We start from the raw sequence: 13,029 nt of genomic DNA on the forward strand, positions 1-13,029 counted from the left end.
ATGCCCGTCGAAGTCTTCGTCCAGACCGCCGAACGAACCGCTCTCTCATACCTCCTCAAGCCATTCACCGACCAGATGATGAAGGCATTCAGGGAGGAGTAGCAAGGAGGGGACTAGGGCGGCATTGACATCAGGTCGGCAACGACCACCGACACAGCAACCGTGCTGGATGACGGAGCATTTCAAGTTCAATTGCAGGCTGTTGTCTGCCGCGCCATGTATTGCAATAATATATACCTCTATCGTTGTAGGAGTGGGATGGATGTTAACCATTTTTTAACACGGCGGCGGATGCTATTATTAGAGGTCTCCAAGGTATTAAGGGGTGCTGGTTTATCCTCGAGATAGTGCCGTTTGGTCCTTGCTCAAAATGAGCGCCTTGCCTGTTGTCTCCGCTAGCTCGCGCCCACATTTTCGGCCTTCTCATGCCGATTCAGCTATTCCTGACCGGATGACGAAAGTATTGGCGGGGGGTAGCGCGATTTTACTACTGAAACGAAATGTGTAGTGAAAGAGACATTGTCCCATCGTAGACTGATTTAACTATCACTTAAGTATTATCTTCAAAAACACGTGTTGGTGCGCTAGGGTAGTACTTAAAATGAGAGGGGAGCGGGATGGCGATTTCAGTAGCGTTCGTCGATGATCATCCAATACTACTCGAAGGATTGGTCAGTCTCTATTCAAACAAGGAAGATCTGGCGATTGTCGGCAAAGGGGAGAATGCGGTTGACGCATTGAAGCTTGTCGAGGAACTCGACCCTGATGTGATTGTGGTCGACCTGAGCATGCCTGGCGACGCGCTTTCCGCGATCGAGATCATGCTGCAGCGCTATCAGCGTACCCGCATCATCGTGTTTACTGCCAGCTCCAGTATCGAGTCGGCGATCCAGGTCTTGGGTCTGGGTGTTTCCGGTTACGTGTTGAAGGGCAGCACCGCCTCTGATTTGCATGAGGCTATCCGCACGGTCTATGCCGGCAATACCTTCATCACGCCCGGTTTCGCCACCAAGGTAATCATGTCGATGAAGACCGAGGCGCTACGTCGAAAGACGCAGGTGCATCTCCGGTTGAGCGCCCGCGAAGAGCAGATCGTCGGCTACTTGATGCGTGGCAATACCAACCGGGAGATTGCGAGCTGTCTCGACATCAGCGAAAAGACGGTGAAGCACTATATGACCGTCCTGATGCAGAAGCTCGACGCTCGAAACCGGCTCGAAGTCGTGCTGGCCGCTCAGAAGCTGAGCGTGGCGCACGAGGCTAGTGTGCAGAGGGCTTACACTTGACGGCGTGGCCGGCGCCCTACGTAGACAGCCGGGTGGCGCAGAGCATCTGCCGACGCTCCCACCATACAAGCGTGAGGCTGGAGGCGACGATCAGCCCGGCACCTGCCACGACATTGACCGTCGGGACTTCCGACCAGATGAGATAGCCGTAAAGAAACGCCCAGACGAGGCCGCTATATTCCATCGGCGCCAGCGTCGAAGCAGGTGCATGGCGGAAACCCTCGTAGAGCAGATACTGGCCGGCTGCAGCCACGAAGCCGAGGCCGATCATCAGCATCCAGCCGAAAAGATCCGGTGTCTTCCACAACCACGGCAGCGTCGCGCCGCAGGCGACAACGAAGGCAAAGCTTGTTGCCATCATCTGGTTCGCGGTGCTTTCGGTGCGGCTGACGAGGCGAACAAGCACGGTGCTCCACGCCCAGCAGAAACCCGCGAAGATGACCATCCCGGCGGGCACAAGGCTTGGTGCTTCGGCGGGATTGGCGGCGAGCAGCACGCCGACGAAGCCGCCTATGCATGCGAACCATCGCATCGGCCCGACGTTCTCCTTGAGGACGAGGATCGATAGCAGGACCACCATGATAGGCGCTGAGAAATACATCGTGGTGATCTCGGCGAGGCCGAGGTGGCGTGCAGCAGAATAGTAGGCCATCCATGCCGCAAGCATGAGCCCTGCGCGCAACAGCAGGGACTTCCGGTGCGGGCTTTTTAATATTGAAGGATGCCGCAGCCGCTGAACCATGACGCCGGCAATAACCACGATCATGATGCTGCGCATGAAGAGGATTTGCGGAACCGCGTAATCGGCCACCAGCCACTTCACCACCGCGTCCTGAATGGCAAATAGCGAATAGCCGGAAGAAGCAAGCGCAATTCCGACGAGCGGGCTCGCGGCGTGGTCATGGGATCGTTGGAGCATTGGCCTGTGGCGGGGGATTACATCTTATGGATGATGCCTATCAAGAAGCCCGCCGCGTGACAATCGCAAGAAATCAACACGGCAAAGTTGCCGTCGGGCGGCCAGCAGGCATTTTCGACGTATCCGGCTGGTCCGCGCCTGTCAGTTGCTTCAAGGGTGTGGCCTTATGACAGATCGTCGCTTCGGGCCTTGCCTGACGCACCCAAGTCCGGTGTATCATAAGACGTCAGAGGCAAGGTAGAGGGTGCGCGTGATGAATGAGGGCAAGTCGGCACTTTACATGGCGACGTCGTGGGCATTGTGGCCAGCGCTCTTCGCCGCGGGATTGAGTGGGGCCGGCTGGGCTTTTCATACAGGCGCGCCGCTGTTGTGGTTCAACGTCGTCTATCTGTCGATCGTCGCGGCGATCGCAGGCTTCGAGCGGCTGATGCCCTATGAGCAGGAATGGCTGAAGCATGATGGCGAAACTTTCAACGACATCGCACATACGCTCCTGACCAAGGGTGGCGTACAACTTGCCGCGGCCATTGGAGCGTCTGCCCCAATGGCGATTGCCACAGTCGTGCAGCCAGCGGTCACGTCGCCTGCGGCGGTATGGCCGGACCACTGGCCCCTTGCCTTCCAGGTCGCGCTGGGTTTGGTCATCGCCGAATTCGGTCTCTATGTCGCGCACCGCGCCGCGCACGAGATCCTTTCGTTGTGGCGGTTTCATGCCCTGCATCACAGCGTCGAACGCCTGTGGGTTGTCAATACCGGCCGCTTTCACGTCGTCGATTCGCTCTTCAAGATCGCGCTTAGCCAAATCCCGCTCTATGTCTTGGGGGCGCCCCTCCCCGTTTTCCTTTGGATCAGCGCGGTGACAGCTTTCATCGGCCTTCTCACCCACTGCAACATGGATGTCAGGACAGGCCCGCTCGACCGGATTTTCAGCACCCCGCGCTTGCACCGCTGGCATCATTCGAAGGTGCTTTCCGAGGGAAACACCAACTACGGCGAGAATCTCGTTTTATGGGATCAGATATTCGGGACGTATTTCAATCCGCCTCGCAGACCGCCGGCTGAGATCGGGATCAGTGGACGGATTGCCGAGGGCTTCGTTGCCCAGCTCGTTCAACCGTTTTCGGCGAGAGGGTTCAGACAGATACTAGGACGTCGCCACAAGCCGCAGCCGACCGTCGCGCCCCAAAAGGAACACACGGCGTATGAGTAAGATCTGGCAGCGTTTTTGCGACTCTTTATTGCAGATACTCTCGTTATTGCAGATAAAGTCGCGCAATCGAAGAAGGCGCGCAGACAACAGCTGCGCGCCTCCCTGCCTTAATCTTCCATAATTACTGGAACATGTCGTTGAGCTTGTAGGCAACTTCCGTGCGGTTGGTCGCCTTCAGCTTTTTCATGATATTTCGGATATGAACTTTGACCGTGCTTTCGCGCAGGTTGAGTTCATAGGCGATGATCTTGTTGGCCTTGCCTTTGCGAAGCGCTTGCACGACCTCGGCTTGCCGCAGCGTAAACAGGCGCGATAGTTCATTCGGCCGCTGCTGCTGGTTCCGGTCAACTGTGGCCGCTGCACCAGGGCAGAAGGCGCCACTTGCGAGAATGAAGGTCCCGCCTGCGATCGCCAGGGAAATTGCCTCGACGCAGACCTCGATCCCGACAGAGGTTGGAATGAAACCGCGAGCGCCGTATTGAAGGACCTTCAACGTCTGGTTCAGGTCGTCACCATCCGCCAAAATGATAACCGGCGCTGGCGCGACTTCCGACGTTATGTGCTTGATCTCATCGTACAGGGTGGCGTCATCCATCCTGCGACCGGCGATGTTGAGCAGGACCGCACCAACAGGCTGGTCCTTGTCTTTCTCTTCGCGCCACTCTCCAATTGAAGCAACGGTCAGGGCGTCCATGCGCAGACCATTCGCCCTCAGCGTTGTTGCAAGGCATTGACGTTCAAGTGTTCTGGCGTCGATAATCAGCACGCAGCGATCATCGTCTTGCGCCCCGTCAGAATGCTCGAAGTCCGCTTTCGCCCTTGATGTCACCGCATCATGCCGAAGCCTATTCAGTGGTATCCGTCCGCTTTCAAATTCCGAAGGTACGTAATTCATACTAGCCTCATACCCCTAGAGTTCCGGAGAATAGTCGTGCGTAATGAATGCAATACTTTGCGACGACCCCGGAACGATTTGATGATCCCCTTAGTATGCCTCCAAAGTAGAAGTACTTCGTATGATCAATCACAAGTCTGCTGATCGCATGGTTTCTACTTTATTAAGAAACTACATACATGGATGCTAATAAGCAATACAAAAATATTTCAGACGGTTAATGCTGAGAGTTGGAGTATATAAAAATATGCTTTCTTTTCGGAAAACTCGGAATGTATTTTCTCAGTAGCGAAAGTACATCGGCATGCAGTGAGTGGTATTGATCTTGGAAGGAATAAAATTCCTTACAGATGTTATTGAAATTAAGTTGCTTCAATGAAACTACTCTTATCAGGCGCATTTAAGTTTGGCCGTAGCTGCGAGTTGTGCCGGTTTCAGCCGTTGATATTTAGGCTGCAGTTGCTGTCGTAGCAGTCCCACTATCGACGTTCCCGTCAAGTGTTCACTGTGCTCCCTGTGGAGTGCGTTCAGTCTCATCGTGTGAGGTCATTACATCATCGGGGGTGATTTTCTCTCAAGGATGAAAGTGGGGATTTATGCAAAGAGGTGGATCGCATCGGGAAGTCGGGTAGAGAAACTAAAGGCAAGAGCACCCTCCCGGGATGTTCAAGGCTTAAGGAGGAGCCCGGAAATGTCATCGCTTCGTTTTGCCCTCAACCACATGGCGGCGCCGTCGCTGCCGATCGAAGATTTCTTTGCGCTGACCACGTCGCTTGGCATCGATGCAGTCGAGATACGCAATGATCTCACGGGCAATGCGATCCTCGATGGAACCACACCAGAGGTGATCGCGCAGGCGGCACGACAACACGCGTTGACCATTATCTCGATCAATGCGCTGCAGCGCTTCAATGAATGGAACGCTGCGCGCGCGGAGGAAGCGCAGGCGTTGATCAGCTTTGCGAAAGCGTGCGGCGCAAAGGCGCTCGTTCTTGTTCCCAAGAACGACGGCACCGGCCGAGCCGACGGCGAGCGTCAGGAGAATCTGCGCCATTCGCTGGCGGCACTGAAGCCGATGCTCGAGGCCGCCGGGATCATAGGGCTTGTGGAGCCGCTGGGCTTCGAGATCTGTTCCCTACGGTCAAAGGCGGAGGCCGCGGCGGCGATCGATGCCCTGTCGGCCCGATCGACGTTCAAGCTGGTCCATGACACGTTCCATCATCATCTTGCCGGCGAAGGACAGCTCATTCCCGACCTGACCGGGCTGGTTCATATCTCTGGTGTCAGCGACCCTGACGTTTCGATCGCGGATATGCGCGATCCTCACCGCGTGCTGGTGGCGGCAGATGATCGTCTGGACAATGCCGGGCAGATGCGTGCACTCGTAGAGGCGGGTTATGCCGGACCGTTCTCCTTCGAGCCGTTCGCTGCCGAAGTGCACCATCTCAAGGATCCGGCAAAGGCGTTACGGGCGAGCATGGACTACCTTTCGGCGCAGGTCTGAGCCGCGTAGCCCCTCCCCCTCACCCTCTGCCACGAAAGCGTCGCTGGTATGCGGCGTCGTAGAGCGAACTCTCACGAAAATCGCTGGCCGAAAGTGACGGGCCGACGAAGATGATCGCTGTTCGCTCTATCGGCTCGGCGCTCAGCTTTGCCTCGATGTCGCCAAGCGTCCCCCGGATGATCCGTTCATCCGGCCAGGAGGCCTTGGCGACGATCGCGACGGGGCAGTCGGCGCCGTAGAGCGGCGTCAGTTCCGCGACAACCTGCTCGAGCGCATGTATGGCAAGGTGGATGGCCAATGTTGAGCCGGTCGCGCCAAATCGCGCCAATGTTTCGTTGTTCGGCATCGGCGACGCACGACCCGAAACGCGCGTCAGCACCAGGCTTTGCGCGACGGCTGGAATCGTCAGTTCCCGGCCAAGGGCGGCGGCTGCCGCCGCAAAGGCGGGCACGCCGGGCGTCATCGTGTAGTCGATGTTGTGCTTTTCGAGCCGGCGGATTTGCTCGGCAACGGCGCTCCAAACGGAAAGGTCGCCCGAATGCAATCGCGCAATGTCCTCGCCGGCTGCGGCGGCCCGCAGGTACTCAGCCTCGATCTCGTCCAGCGACATCGGTGCCGTATCGATGATGCGCGCGTTAGACGGGCAGTATTGCAGTAGTTCCGGGGACACGATCGAGCCCGCATAGAGACAGACTGGGCATTTGCCGATGAGGTTGCGGCCGCGCACCGTAATCAGGTCCGCCGCACCCGGCCCGGCGCCGATGAAATGCACTGTCGTCATCTGCTTTGTCTCACTTCTTTCCATAGCGCCACTGCGTGACGGGCATGGCTTGACGCCAACCGTTCATGCCGCCGAGGGGTGCTGCGCGTGCGATTTCAATACGGGTCAGCGTGCCGCCGTACTGCCGGTGCAGCGAAAGCAGCATTGCCTCCATCTCAAGCGTCACGGCGTTGGCAACCAGACGCCCTCCCCTCTTCAGGGCCTCAAGCGCTGCCTCGAGCACGCCTGCCTCGCTGCCGCCACCGCCGACGAAGATCGCGTCGGGTTCCGGCAGGTTCGCAAGCGCCTCGGGGGCGGTTCCCTCGACGATCGCAAGGCCGGGGACGCCGAAGGCAAGTGCATTTCTTGCGATGCGCGCGACCCGCTCGCTCGATTGCTCGATGGCGATCGCCCGCAGCGATGGGTCGGCCAGCATCCATTCGATGCCGATCGAGCCGGAGCCGGCGCCGATGTCCCAGAGCAGTTCGCCATGGCACGGGGCCAACGCGGCAAGCGTGATTGCACGGACGTCCTGCTTTGTTAGCTGGCCATCGTGCTCGAAAAGGGCGTCATCGAGCCCCGGTGTGAAGACAATCGTCCGCGCCCCCTGCCCTGCCACAACCTCGATCGCACAGACGTTCAGCGGGTCGATCTCCGCAAGGTCAAAGCGATCGGCGCGCGCGTGACGCTGCCGCTCGCGCTCCCCGCCAAGCGCCTCAAGAACGTGCAGTTCGGATTGGCCGAAGCCGGAGACGCGGAGAAGCTCCGCGAGTTGGTCTGGTGTCTCGCCGTCCGACGTCAATGCGATGATCCGCCTGCCGTGATGCAGGTGCGGTCGGATCAGATCCAACGGGCGGCCGTGTAGCGAAACACTGGCCACCTCTTGCAGTGGCCAGCCGAGCCGCGAGGCAGCCAGGCTGAAAGAGGATGGGGCCGGGATGACATGCATTTCCTCGGCACCGATGCGTCGCGATAGCGTCGCGCCAACGCCATAAAGAAACGGATCGCCCGAGCCGAGGACGACGACCGGCAAGCCACGGTGCGCAACGACCGCCTCAACGGACTTCTCGAAGGGGCTTTCCCAGATGAGCCTCTTGCCGGTGATGATTGCTGCCGCCAGCTCATGATGCCGTCTTCCGCCAAAGACGACGGACGCGGCAGCGATCAATCGCTTGGCCTCGTCACCTAGCCCGGCTGGACCATCTTCGCCGATGCCGATAATAGTCAGCCAGCGTTGGCTGGGAGCGGAAGGCATATCAGACATGGGCAAAATCCGCATCCTGATGCTGGGAGGCACCGGCGAAGCGCGCTCCCTCGCCCAAGCGCTCACGAACACCGGCCGGTACGATGTGTTGCTCTCGCTCGCTGGCCGAACGGAAAAACCGTGCGATCAACCAGTTCCTGTTCGCATCGGCGGTTTTGGTGGCGTCGACGGACTGGCTGCTTTTCTGCGTGATGGTAGCTTCGACCTCCTGATCGACGCAACGCATCCCTTTGCAGCTCGCATCTCCAGAAACGCCAGCGAGGCCTCGGCGGCGATCGGCATTCCCGCATTCGCGCTGCGCCGGCCAGAATGGGTGGCTGAACCTGGTGATCGGTGGACGCATGTTGCGACCGTCACAGAAGCCATTGAGAGGCTTGGCCCCTCCCCTCGCCGGGTCTTCCTGGCGATCGGTCGCCAGGAAGCGCATCGCGCCGAAGTCGCGCCCCAGCACTTTTACCTCGTGCGTAGCGTCGATCCTGTCGAGCCGCCGCTTGTCCTTCCCGACGTTCAGCTGGTCCTCGATCGCGGCCCTTACGATGTCGAAAGCGAAGTTTCGCTGCTTCGCAGTCATCGCATCGACGCCTTGGTGACCAAGAACAGCGGCGGTTCGGCGACTTATGCCAAGATCGAGGCGGCGCGAAGGCTCGGTATCGAGGTGATCATGGTCGTGCGCGTGCCGGCCGCTGCCTTGCAGACGGTCACCACGATCGAAGCGATGCTGGCGGCGATCGATCACCTGTTTTCCCCTGCGATGAACCGCGGCGTGTAGACGAGGTCCGGCTTGCCGTCTCGGGCGATCACCTTCGTCTCAGGCGAGCCAATGATGACGCAGGTTGCCATATCCGCGGTCGCAGCGTCGGCTTCGGCAAGTGGCTGGATCGTGATGCGTTCGTCGGGACGTCCCGCAGCCCTGCCGAAAATCACTGGCGTTGTTGCGGGCAACGCTAAGCGCAGCAGTTCGAACGCCTTGCCCAATTGCCAGGGCCGTGCCTTGCTGATCGGGTTGTAGAGCGCGATGACGAAGCCCGCCTGCGCAGCCACAGAAAGTCTATTCTCTATTATATTCCAAGGCTTTAGGTTATCAGAGAGTGATATTGCGCAGAAATCGTGGCCGAGTGGCGCCCCGATGCGGGCGGCGACCGCAAGCATGGCGGTAATCCCCGGGAGCACGACCAGATCAACGGCGCGCCATTCTTGCGGACCGCTATCGATGGCTTCGCAAACGGCCGCGGCCATGGCAAAGATGCCCGGGTCGCCGCCGGAAACGACGCAGACGGTCGCGCCGGTTGCTGCGGCATGCAGAGCGGCCGCTGCTCGATCCAGCTCCTCCCGGTTGTCGGATGCCTGCCGCCGCTGATCGGATCTGAGGCGCAGCCGGTCGAGATAGGGTCCGTATCCATAGAACTCCGTTGCCTGGGAAACGGCGTCGGTAGCTTCCGGTGTCATCTGATCCGGATTGCCCGGGCCCGTCCCGATCACGAAGAGCTTCCCGGTCATCGGGCGGCCTCCCAACCGGGCACGAGCACCAGCGAAAAGTACGGCGCATCACCATCCGGCCTGTCGGCAAGTTTCGTCATCGCCGCATTGACCATTGTGCCCCGCTCCACATAGACGGCCTCGGCGAGCCGGCCGGATGCCTCGAGCGCGCGGCGGATCTTCGGAAGGTTGCGTCCCACCTTCATGATCACAGCGGCCTGCGTGTCCGATAGTCTGCGCTGCAGCTCGGCCTCAGCCATCGTTCCCGGCAGTACGGAGAGCACGTCATCTCCCTGGACGATTGGAATGCCGGCGAGCGACCAGCATCCTGACATCGCGGTGATCCCGGGAATGACTTCGGTCTGATAGCGGTTTGCCAGGCGTACATGCAGATGCATGTAGGAGCCGTAAAACAGGGGGTCGCCCTCGCTCAGCACGGCGACGGTGCGACCGTTTTCCAAGTGCCTGGCCACTGCAGCCGCTGATTGATCGTAAAAGGCAGTAATCTGACCCTGGTAGGCCTCGTCCGTTTTTTCGATCTCGGTCGTCACCGGATAGTAGAGCGGTAGGAGCGTCTTTTCTGCGTTCAACAGATGCTCGACGATCGCCTTGCCGTTACCGCCCCTGCCCTGCTTGGCAAAATACGCAACGACATGTGCTGCCTCGATCGCCTTGACAGCCTTGACGGTCAGGAGCTCCGGGTCGCCGGGACCAGTGCCGACGCCGATAAGACGGCCAGAATTCTTCATAGGCCAGCTCTCGCCAAAGCGTTCAGGGCGGCTGCCGTCATCGCGCTGCCACCGAGGCGGCCACGCACAATCGAAAACGGTACGCCGTAGGAGTTTTGCGCCAAGGCATCCTTTGATTCTGCTGCGCCGACGAAGCCGACCGGCATGCCGATGATCGCTGCCGGTTTCGGCGCGCCGTCTCGAAGCAGTTCAAGCAGATGGAAGAGGGCTGTCGGGGCATTGCCGATGGCGACGACGCTGCCTGCCATCCGCTCCAGCCAAAGGTGGAGCGCTGCTGCCGAGCGCGTGTTGCCGGTCTGCTTTGAAAGCTCCGCCGTGCGCGGATCGTGCAAGGTGCAGAGCACGTCGTTGTGGGCCGGCAAGCGCTTACGCGTGACACCGTGTGCCACCATTTCTGCGTCACAAAAGATCGGTGCTGCGTCGTGCAGGGCGGCACGCGCGGCGCTGACGAAGCCGGGCGAGAACACGAAATGCTCTGCTGCTTCAACGAGCCCGCATGCATGGATCATCCGCACGGCAATATCGGCTTCCTCAACAGAAAACCGTGAAAGGTCAGCTTCGCTGCGAATGATCGCAAAGGATCGCTCGTAGATCGCGTCCCCGCTGTGAATGTAGTCGTAGTCAGGCATTCCTATCCCTGTCGCAGCGCCCTTATGGCGTCGTGTTTGCCGATCCGTCTAAGGCATGCGGCAGCCGATTCGCCAGCTTGTCTCTCGTTTTTGATCAGGCGAGCGAGTTTCTCTATAGCGGAATCGATGTCGCCGCTAGCAATCTGTGCATCGGGAATATCCGACGCTACGCCGTCCAGTATGAGATGGTAACCATCTTCGGCGCCGACAACACAAAGAGCGGGTCGTGGATGGGCGCAACCCTTGGCGCAGCCGGAGAGGTGAACAACCATCGAACCGTCCAGCAATTCAGGAGCGATCGTGACCAACCTCTCGGCGCGAACCTTGGTCTGAAAACGGCCTGAAGCGCAGGCACCGGCGCCTGCACACGCAGCGATATGCATCGCCGGATCATCGATGTCGGCAGACAGAGCGTACCGGGGTGCCATTTGCGCAAGGGTTGCGGCTGACTGAGAAGAAAGCCCAGCCAAAAATAAGACGCGCTTAGGGCTTGGCCTGACTTGCGTTGCGCCGAGCGCTTCGGCGGCGCCAAGGAATGCAACAAGCTCGCTGGCGTGCATTTGGCCGAAGCGAGGCCTAAGGCCGAGAACCGCGGAACCGTCGGACAGGGCGAGGGTGCCGACCAAAGGACTTTTGCACTCGGGCGTACCTGCAAGCGGCATGGCCTCCATCGAAGGGAAAGCTGACCGCAGATGCTCACGCTCGATATCACGGCACCGCTTGTGACGGCCAAGCGAAACGAGCAGATGAAGCAGATCTCCCACCGCCCGAACTGCCGTATCGGCGTTTCCCGTCAACAATGGCAGGGCCGTTCGCTCGTTGCCGTCGATGGCAACCCGCCAGACGCCAGCGCAAACCGCGGTCACACGAATGTCACCGGTAAGTGCAGCAAGGCCACACGTGCCGCCGCCGTCGATCAGGATTGACAGCTTCGGCGCAAGCAAGGGCGAAAGAAGCTCCGCAGCGAGTTCTTCGCGCAGCAGCGCTTCGATCTTAGCTGGCTTCCCGATCTCGTCAGGCGCGATGCCATGCAGCGGCGAGAGCTCGATCACGGGGCCGGCGGGAACCGAGATACCGGCGGTGTCGAGATCTGCGGCGAGCGGTTGGACGGTCTCCGGTCGCAGGCCGCGGATTTGCAGGCTGCCGCGCGCCGTGATCTCGAGGATTCCGTTCCCGTGTCTTTGGGCGGCCTCGGCCAACTGGATGAATTGCGGGATGGAAAGAATGCCGCCGGCGGGCCGCAGCCGTGCCAGGAGACCGTCACCGGTTTGCATCGGCTTGGCGAGCGTTGGGCAGGCGCCACGGCGCATCCAGGCCGAGGGGGCCTCTTCCCGACTGTTGCGCGCCGTCTGTTCGCCAAATGCCATCGTCGCCAATTCCTTCGATCACGTCCTTACATGATCGGCGCGATCATCGCAAAACCATGATCCATGTCAAAGATCGTCGAAATCATGCCCCTTGCGCAGCAGATAGATGTCCATGATCCAGCCGTGACGCGCCCGCGCTTCGGCCCGGAGCGCGACGATCTCGTCAGCAACGTCCGCCAATCGGCCGGCGCGTGTGATCTCGTCCGGAGTTCCGAGGTAGGCACCCCAGAAGATCTCCGCGTCGGGGTCATCGATCTTTGAAAAGGCGAGTTCGCCATCGAGCATCACGACCGTGCTGTCGGCCCGATTGCCTTGCTCGACAAGACGCCGACCCGTGGTGATTTCAAGCGGTTTTCCAACAAGGTTGATCGCAATACGGTGGCTTGCGGCAAGCGCCTGGACACTTGTAATGCCGGGAATGACACTGAATTCGAAGACGATACGACTGGCTTGCCGGGCACGCTCGAGAACGCGAATGGTGCTGTCGTAGAGGCTGGGGTCGCCCCAGATCAGGAAGGCACCCGTACCGGCTTCTGGCAGGCCCTCGATCAGCCTGACATAGGTCTCGGCAATGGCGGCATGCCAGGCATCCACGCTTTCGAGATAGGTCCGGTCGGCTGTGGTGCGCTTGGGCACCGCAAATTCGATGATCTCAGTCTTGTTGTTCGTGACGTAGCGGTTGCAGATTTCTCGTCGGACAGCGGCAAGTCCGTCCTTTTCAGCACCTTTGGTCGGAATGAAGATCACATCCACGGCATTCATCGCGTTGATCGCCTGGACGGTCAAATGCTCGGGATTTCCCGTCCCGATGCCGATGATGTGGATGTGTCGCACGCCTTTTCCCCTTCAATTCTGGTCGTTTCTGGCGCAGCCAACCCGTCTCCGCAAGTGCCCGGGCCGAAGTTGGCCGCGGCCAACTTCGCGCATGTCTGCCAGCCATGGCTGTTATTGTCGCGATTCGCGAATCATG

The 13,029-nt window shown here is 59.6% G+C and carries 13 protein-coding genes; 4 read left to right on the top strand and 9 right to left on the bottom strand.

The genetic code is table 11. From position 1 onward, the window contains the following. Positions 1 to 617: 617 nt before the first annotated feature. A complete protein-coding gene (locus FHT71_RS14680; RefSeq protein WP_132590379.1) occupies positions 618 to 1,286 on the top strand; it encodes a response regulator transcription factor in 669 nt (222 codons plus the stop codon). 16 nt (positions 1,287 to 1,302) lie between these two features. Here the strand turns inward: FHT71_RS14680 and FHT71_RS14685 are convergent, their stop codons facing one another. Then, positions 1,303 to 2,205, bottom strand: coding sequence for a DMT family transporter (locus FHT71_RS14685; protein WP_132590377.1), 903 nt, complete (start codon positions 2,203 to 2,205; stop codon positions 1,303 to 1,305). 253 nt (positions 2,206 to 2,458) lie between these two features. Between FHT71_RS14685 and FHT71_RS14690 the strand changes: the two genes are divergently transcribed. After that, positions 2,459 to 3,415, top strand: a complete 957-nt coding sequence (locus tag FHT71_RS14690; RefSeq protein WP_183720537.1) for a sterol desaturase family protein — start codon at positions 2,459 to 2,461, stop codon at positions 3,413 to 3,415. Positions 3,416 to 3,536: 121 nt separating this feature from the next. Here the strand turns inward: FHT71_RS14690 and FHT71_RS14695 are convergent, their stop codons facing one another. Next, entirely contained in the window at positions 3,537 to 4,310 is a 774-nt protein-coding gene (locus FHT71_RS14695) for a response regulator transcription factor (protein ID WP_132590373.1), read from the bottom strand. A 691-nt stretch (positions 4,311 to 5,001) separates the two neighbouring features. Here FHT71_RS14695 and FHT71_RS14700 point away from each other — a divergent pair. After that, complete coding sequence (locus FHT71_RS14700) at positions 5,002 to 5,814, top strand: TIM barrel protein (RefSeq protein WP_183720539.1); 813 nt, start codon at positions 5,002 to 5,004, stop codon at positions 5,812 to 5,814. Between the two features lie 19 nt (positions 5,815 to 5,833). Here the strand turns inward: FHT71_RS14700 and cobM are convergent, their stop codons facing one another. Together cobM and cbiE are read right to left on the bottom strand one after the other, a co-directional pair. Continuing rightward, positions 5,834 to 6,595 carry a precorrin-4 C(11)-methyltransferase gene (gene cobM, locus FHT71_RS14705; RefSeq protein ID WP_183720542.1) on the bottom strand — a complete coding sequence of 254 codons (762 nt, stop codon included), beginning with the start codon at positions 6,593 to 6,595 and terminating at the stop codon, positions 5,834 to 5,836. A 10-nt stretch (positions 6,596 to 6,605) separates the two neighbouring features. Next, positions 6,606 to 7,838, bottom strand: coding sequence for a precorrin-6y C5,15-methyltransferase (decarboxylating) subunit CbiE (gene cbiE / locus FHT71_RS14710; protein WP_183720545.1), 1,233 nt, complete (start codon positions 7,836 to 7,838; stop codon positions 6,606 to 6,608). On the opposite strand from cbiE, the gene FHT71_RS14715 reads away from it, so the two are divergent. Continuing rightward, positions 7,837 to 8,607 (top strand): cobalt-precorrin-6A reductase, encoded by a 771-nt coding sequence (locus FHT71_RS14715; protein WP_132590365.1) that lies wholly within the window; start codon positions 7,837 to 7,839, stop codon positions 8,605 to 8,607. The two genes, cbiE and FHT71_RS14715, sit on opposite strands and share 2 nt — an antisense overlap. On the opposite strand, the gene FHT71_RS14720 is transcribed toward FHT71_RS14715, so the two are convergent. From FHT71_RS14720 to cobF, 5 genes are all read right to left on the bottom strand, one after another. Then, positions 8,571 to 9,335 (bottom strand): precorrin-3B C(17)-methyltransferase, encoded by a 765-nt coding sequence (locus FHT71_RS14720; protein ID WP_183720548.1) that lies wholly within the window; start codon positions 9,333 to 9,335, stop codon positions 8,571 to 8,573. The genes FHT71_RS14715 and FHT71_RS14720 overlap by 37 nt on opposite strands. Continuing rightward, a complete protein-coding gene (locus tag FHT71_RS14725; RefSeq protein WP_183720551.1) occupies positions 9,332 to 10,063 on the bottom strand; it encodes a precorrin-2 C(20)-methyltransferase in 732 nt (243 codons plus the stop codon). Before FHT71_RS14725 ends, FHT71_RS14720 begins: the two co-directional genes overlap by 4 nt. Further along, positions 10,060 to 10,692: a precorrin-8X methylmutase gene (locus tag FHT71_RS14730; protein WP_132590359.1), complete on the bottom strand. Its 633-nt coding sequence runs from the start codon at positions 10,690 to 10,692 to the stop codon at positions 10,060 to 10,062. The genes FHT71_RS14725 and FHT71_RS14730 overlap by 4 nt, the downstream gene beginning before the upstream one ends. A gap of 2 nt (positions 10,693 to 10,694) precedes the next feature. Beyond that, a complete protein-coding gene (gene cobG / locus FHT71_RS14735) occupies positions 10,695 to 12,059 on the bottom strand; it encodes a precorrin-3B synthase (protein WP_183720553.1) in 1,365 nt (454 codons plus the stop codon). 66 nt (positions 12,060 to 12,125) lie between these two features. Further along, entirely contained in the window at positions 12,126 to 12,893 is a 768-nt protein-coding gene (gene cobF / locus FHT71_RS14740) for a precorrin-6A synthase (deacetylating) (RefSeq protein ID WP_132590355.1), read from the bottom strand. Positions 12,894 to 13,029: the final 136 nt, after the last annotated feature.

The organism is Rhizobium sp. BK060, from assembly GCF_014193145.1.
Classification (GTDB): domain Bacteria; phylum Pseudomonadota; class Alphaproteobacteria; order Rhizobiales; family Rhizobiaceae; genus Rhizobium.

Excerpts from the sequence above, each read along its gene's own strand:
- FHT71_RS14700 (WP_183720539.1), top strand. The coding sequence starts at position 5,002 with ATGTCATCGCTTCGTTTTGCCCTCAACCACATGGCGGCGCCGTCGCTG.
- cobG (WP_183720553.1), bottom strand. The coding sequence starts at position 12,059 with ATGGCATTTGGCGAACAGACGGCGCGCAACAGTCGGGAAGAGGCCCCC.
- FHT71_RS14730 (WP_132590359.1), bottom strand. The coding sequence starts at position 10,692 with ATGCCTGACTACGACTACATTCACAGCGGGGACGCGATCTACGAGCGA.
- FHT71_RS14690 (WP_183720537.1), top strand. The coding sequence starts at position 2,459 with ATGAATGAGGGCAAGTCGGCACTTTACATGGCGACGTCGTGGGCATTG.
- FHT71_RS14680 (WP_132590379.1), top strand. The coding sequence starts at position 618 with ATGGCGATTTCAGTAGCGTTCGTCGATGATCATCCAATACTACTCGAA.
- cbiE (WP_183720545.1), bottom strand. The coding sequence starts at position 7,838 with ATGTCTGATATGCCTTCCGCTCCCAGCCAACGCTGGCTGACTATTATC.
- FHT71_RS14685 (WP_132590377.1), bottom strand. The coding sequence starts at position 2,205 with ATGCTCCAACGATCCCATGACCACGCCGCGAGCCCGCTCGTCGGAATT.
- FHT71_RS14715 (WP_132590365.1), top strand. The coding sequence starts at position 7,837 with ATGGGCAAAATCCGCATCCTGATGCTGGGAGGCACCGGCGAAGCGCGC.
- FHT71_RS14720 (WP_183720548.1), bottom strand. The coding sequence starts at position 9,335 with ATGACCGGGAAGCTCTTCGTGATCGGGACGGGCCCGGGCAATCCGGAT.
- FHT71_RS14695 (WP_132590373.1), bottom strand. The coding sequence starts at position 4,310 with ATGAATTACGTACCTTCGGAATTTGAAAGCGGACGGATACCACTGAAT.
- FHT71_RS14725 (WP_183720551.1), bottom strand. The coding sequence starts at position 10,063 with ATGAAGAATTCTGGCCGTCTTATCGGCGTCGGCACTGGTCCCGGCGAC.
- cobM (WP_183720542.1), bottom strand. The coding sequence starts at position 6,595 with ATGACGACAGTGCATTTCATCGGCGCCGGGCCGGGTGCGGCGGACCTG.